The 3,876-nt window shown below is 47.3% G+C and carries 2 protein-coding genes and 2 pseudogenes; 2 read left to right on the top strand and 2 right to left on the bottom strand.

The genetic code is table 11. From position 1 onward, the window contains the following. Positions 1–320: 320 nt before the first annotated feature. Entirely contained in the window at positions 321–1,964 is a 1,644-nt protein-coding gene (locus NL643_RS22630; protein ID WP_005396859.1) for a BCCT family transporter, read from the bottom strand. A gap of 308 nt (positions 1,965–2,272) precedes the next feature. Between NL643_RS22630 and NL643_RS22625 the strand changes: the two genes are divergently transcribed. Both NL643_RS22625 and NL643_RS22620 read left to right on the top strand, forming a co-directional pair. After that, the gene (locus NL643_RS22625; RefSeq protein WP_213870761.1) at positions 2,273–2,575 is read left to right on the top strand and encodes a hypothetical protein; all 303 of its coding nucleotides are present in this window, start codon (positions 2,273–2,275) and stop codon (positions 2,573–2,575) included. Between the two features lie 381 nt (positions 2,576–2,956). After that, positions 2,957–3,706 (top strand): annotated as a pseudogene (locus NL643_RS22620) (IS66 family transposase); the annotation flags it as partial. Positions 3,707–3,754: 48 nt separating this feature from the next. On the opposite strand, the pseudogene NL643_RS22615 reads toward NL643_RS22620, so the two are convergent. Next, positions 3,755–3,876: pseudogene (locus NL643_RS22615) on the bottom strand (DUF4277 domain-containing protein); the annotation flags it as partial.

Genomic DNA, 3,876 nt, shown 5'->3' with positions numbered 1-3,876 from the left:
ACACTCGAATTTGGCGGCCAAAGCTTCATAACGGGTGTTCAAGAGCATCAGACTCGGCTGCTTAAGCTTCTTGGTGTTCTGTATGAAGCAGTTTATTCCTAAATTGGCTGCGGAATCTCGGCTGATGCTCAGCCATTAGCGTTTAATGCTACATAAAAAAGCCTCGCAGTTATCACTGCGAGGCTTTTTCGTATCAGTGTCTCGTCCTGAAATGTGTTTACATATTGATGACGAGAGACTGAATAGTCACTTTGTCAATGAGTGGCTCCGTTACACAAACTCGGACACGGAGCCTGCCCATTGTCTTTTAAAGTAAACCGTTATTTGGCTTTCTTAACCCGCGGTTCACTCATCAGGCCTTTAATCAGCGATATTGTCGCTATCAACAAGACGATAGTGAACGGGAAGCCGGTTGTTACCGCCATCGCCTGCGCCGCAGCCAAACCACCACCCAGCAGCAATGCTATCGCTACTAAGCCTTCGAAGGTACACCAGAACACGCGCTGTGGTGTCGGTGCATCCACTTTACCGCCGGCAGCAATGGTATCGATAACCAGCGAACCTGAATCCGATGATGTGATAAAGAACACAACGACCAGTACGATACCGATGAATGATGTAATTTCATGCAGAGGCATAACTTCAAGCATTTCGAACAGTTTCAATGGCAGGTCTGCGTCCATCACGGCTTTATAACCATCGTTGACGTATTGACTGATCGCGGTACCACCGAACGCCGTCATCCAGAACACACACACGGTTGACGGAACAATCAGCACACAGACGATAAACTCGCGTACGGTTCGGCCACGTGATACACGAGCAATGAACATACCGACGAATGGTGACCATGAAATCCACCACGCCCAGTAGAACGATGTCCAGCCTTGAGAATAGTTCACATCTTCACGGCCAAATGGCATCGACAGTGCAGGGAAGTTGGTCAGATAAGCACCGATATTATCGAAAAATCCGAGCAGAATCGCGGCTGTCGGACCGATGACTACCACGAAAAACAGCAGCAGTGCAGCCAGCAGCATGTTCATTTCTGACAGGCGTTTTACGCCGCCATCAAGGCCAGCCAGTACAGACAGCAGTGCAAATGCAGTGATCACAATGATCAGAATAATTTGCGTGGTGTCAGTCAATGGGATATCAAACAGGAAGTTTAACCCGGTCGCAGCCTGAGACGCGCCGTAGCCCAGAGATGTCGCCAGACCGAAGACCGTCGCCACAATTGCCAGAATATCGATGATATGACCAGTCAAGCCCCAGACTCGTTCGCCAAACAGCGGATAGAACACTGAACGCATAGTCAGTGGTAACCCTTTGTTGAACGAGAAAATAGCCAGTCCCAGAGCCAGCAATGCGTATATTGCCCAAGGGTGAAGTGCCCAATGGTAAATCGTCGCTGCCATACCGAGCGAACGTGCGGCTTCGGTATCACCCATCGCACCACCCAGTGGTGCCCAGTCGGTACGCACACCATTTTCCAGTGTGGTGCCGCCCAGCGCGGTAGTGAAATGGGTCATGGGTTCAGAAACGCCAAAGAAGACCAGGCCAATCCCCATGCCGGCCGCAAATAACATCGCCAGCCATCCTGAATAGGAATAATCCGGAGTGGCATCGGTACCGCCGATTCTGACCCGGCCTAACGGTGATATGGCCAGTCCGAGACAGACGACAACAAAAATGTTACCTGATAACAAGAAGAACCAATCAAGACTTGAGGTGAGCCAAGATCTTAAGTGAAGAAACAGGGGTTCGACTTGTTCGCGAAAGATTAGGGTTGCAAATACAAAGATGACAATCGCTAAGCCTGAGACGGCGAAAACCCGGTTATGAATGTCCAGGCCAAACGGACCGACGGAAAGAACGACGTTGTCCTGACCAACGGTATAATCCGTATCGATTGGGTTTGCTTTGCCACTAGGGTGGGGAACACCACCGTTATCGCTACTCATTTTCTCTCCATTGTTGGTTATAAAAATTCACTAGATGTCGTGAGAAGCTAAGCACTCAGATAATGTGAGTGCTTCTCTTTTTCCAAGAAAATGATTTAGGTCATTTCCATTGGATATAAAACTCTCCTAATATAAAAAAATACCCAGTTAGTACTGCCATAAATCACCATCTGAGATGGAAAAAATAATGAAAAACATGGCATTAAAAGGACCTTATTATTGTCCGTTATCTTACTGGTTGCAACCTCCGTTGCATTGGCCAATTTCGCCTCTTACTACGAGCAAAAACCTCTTTGACTAAGAGTATTATGGCTCAAAGTAACAGTTTTGTATTGGAGCAAGCGGAAATGATCAGCTCCTACATCGATGAGAAAGCCGGCGGTGTGAGCAAAATTGCCCAACAGTATAAAAACCAGCCGATGACAGGCTCTGCCGATGAACTGATTAACCAGACCAAGTCTCTGGCTAACGCGCTCAATCTGGAGAGCGCAGCGCGCTTCCTGTATCGAAAAAATGCAGGGCGGTACCGTATCCGCGGATTTGACCTTATCGTTTTTGAACGACATGGTCAAAACGACTATCTCGAGTGCGGTGGCTGTGATCATGAGTGACAACACGACATTGCTGCCTTCATCGTCGTCTGTTACTAAAAGTGGCGACAAAGTTACGGATTATCCTAGGCTTAAGAAGCCGTGCTGAATGCTGTTGGTAAACAGAGCTCTGTGTTTGACTACACTCTTAACGGGTAACCCAAAATCTTGTTCTCACATGTTATTAATGTTGGGGACAAAAATGGTACTAGGCAATTGGCTTAGACCGTTCGATTGCCTTTGCTCAGTTCGATGGACCAGAAACAATGCGATCCTTGCGACGGTTGTTGCCACGATAGTTTGCGTGGTTATCGCATTTTCTTGATCAACTTTTTTATCGTCCGATTATTTCTCTGCGCGATACGATCGCTAACCTTTCCAGTAGCAACGGTGACCTGGTTCAGATCACCTTTGATTCATGCTGACGAGACCTCTCATCACAGAAATGATGAACAAAGCCTTCGCTGGTGTTGGTTAGTGGCAAGTGATGACCTTGTCTATGAGCAAATACTTTATTCGCGCTCGACCTCATCAGCGAAAAAGGTCATTGATGAAGACTATGCAGGCATTGTGGTCAGCGACCAGTGCCCTAGCTATAACTGGATAGCCGCAGACCGTCATCAGTTATGTTGGGCACATGTGAAGCGTAACCTTCAGCAAATGGCGGATTATAGTGGCGGTGGCCACACCGCTTATATTGGCAGACATCTTTGTTTGCTGACGAACGCCATTTTCCATACTCGGCATCGTTATGAACAAGATGAGTTAAATTATGCGCTATACTTACGAAGAATGCGTAGGTTGCAGAAATCGTTCGATCATTGGTTGAGCAAAGGGACTGATGTCATGGTCAAGCGATATCGGGGGCGATGCAAGTTACTGCTCAAACATAGAGAGAGCTTGTGGGTTTTCCTCAAGAAAGTGTCAATCCCCTTAACCAATAATGAAGCTGAGCGATGTATTAGAGGTTTTGTAATCCAAAGGAAAATCAGCTTCGGAACGACCTCGGATGCAGGTGATAAATTCCGCAGTAGGATACATACCCTCATCGAAACCTGCAAAAAACGTGGCTTGTCGGCAATGTCAGTGTTGAGTGAGATCATCACGGCTGTTGTGGCGAAGAGACCGTACCCCAACATCTTTGATCTATAGGCTGTTCCCCCCGTTAATATCGAGTCAAGTTACCTTGGTGAACGATTACGTTTTAAGTCCTAGCTTATCAACGACATGCTCTGCAATCGCTTGATAAAGTGCGGAGACATCTGCTTCATATAAAGCATCTAACGTGCGTCCGAGTACATCGTCCGTTAAATGGTGAGCTT

This window comes from Vibrio sp. Y42_MX_L11 (assembly GCF_024181785.1).
GTDB classification, from domain to species: domain Bacteria; phylum Pseudomonadota; class Gammaproteobacteria; order Enterobacterales; family Vibrionaceae; genus Vibrio; species Vibrio diabolicus.
Note: the sequence above shows the minus strand (reverse complement) of the source record. Positions and strands in the feature narration are given on the sequence as shown.